Consider the following 1326-nt stretch of genomic DNA (forward strand, 5'->3'; position numbering starts at 1 on the left):
CATCCTGAGAGGAGCCATCCATGGAGCAACCTGCCACCATCGGCCTCGATCTGGCCAAAAACGTTTTTCAAGTTCATGGAGTGGACAGTGAAGGCACGGTCGTCTGTCGTCGTCAGTTGCGGCGGACGCATGTTCTGGTGTTCTTTGCCCGGCTGAGGCCTTGCCTTGTGGGCGTGGAAGCCTGCGCCGGGGCTCATTACTGGGCGCGGGAGCTTGCAGGCCTTGGCCATGAAGTCCGTGTCATGCCGCCCTCTTATGTGAAGCCTTACGTGAAGCGGGGTAAAACCGATTCCGTTGATGCCGAGGCCATTTGCGAAGCGGTGACACGCCCGACGATGCGTTTCGTGCCGGTGAAGTCAGCGGAGCGGCAGGCGGCCCTGCTCGATCACAAGGCACGTGATTTTCTGGTTCGGCAGCGGACACAAATCGTAAACGCGATCCGCGCGCATGTGGGTGAGTTCGGAGTCGTCGTGGCGAAGGGTATCCATAATGTTGATCGCCTTCTCGACGCGACCCGCGACCTGCCAGATGCAGCGCACCCGGCGCTGGATATGCTGGCCGATCAGCTATGCGACACACAGGCCCGAATAGACGAGGTCACGGCGCGGATCAGCGAGATGCAAGCTGAAGACGCGCTGGCGCGCCGGCTGGCGACGGTGCCCGGGGTGGGCGCGATATCGTCCAGTGCGTTTGCGGCGACCACCCCGATGTGACCGCCTTCCGCAGCGCACGAGACTATGCAGCTTGGCTCGGCCTCACGCCGCGAGCCCATTGCAGTGGAGGGAAAGAGAGGTTCGGGCGGATCTCCAAGGCAGGCAATCGGTATCTGCGCAGGCTGCTCTACCTCGGCGCCATGGCCCGGATCAGCGCGCGGCGAGGGCGTCGAGAGGTAGCATCAGGCCAGGCGCCGGACTGGCTCGACCGGATGCTCGCACGCAAGCCCGTGAAGGTCGTCGCGATTGCGCTGGCCAACCGCATGGCCCGAACGATCTGGGCGCTGATCAGGCGAGGTGACAGCTACCAAGCCAGGTTGGCCTGAAACGACAGAGAACGGCCAGGCCGGTTGCGAGCCGCCAGGCCCGGAAATGGTGAGGCGCAGCGTGAGGTGATGGCACAGGGACGGTAATACGCGGAACGGGACACCCAGTTCGGACCAGAGCACCTGGGAGTGCGTGCCATTGATCGGGATCCGTCCGCCGGCTGACTTCATCAGGGCGCGTAGCAGGGACGTCGCTGCATATCAGACGCCGAATACATGGCCGCGACCGACCAGAATGCCGGACCAAACAAAGCTCTTGCCAAGGGGCCATCCATACATGGTCTGAG

Annotated in this window: 1 pseudogene; it reads left to right on the plus strand. The window is 63.2% G+C overall.

The features are described 5' to 3' along the window. Positions 1-20 precede the first annotated feature (20 nt). Positions 21-1039, plus strand: a pseudogene (locus E3D03_RS20770) (IS110 family transposase). Positions 1040-1326 lie beyond the last annotated feature (287 nt).

The organism is Paracoccus sp. DMF (assembly GCF_004407025.1).
Classification (GTDB): Bacteria; Pseudomonadota; Alphaproteobacteria; order Rhodobacterales; family Rhodobacteraceae; genus Paracoccus; species Paracoccus aminovorans_B.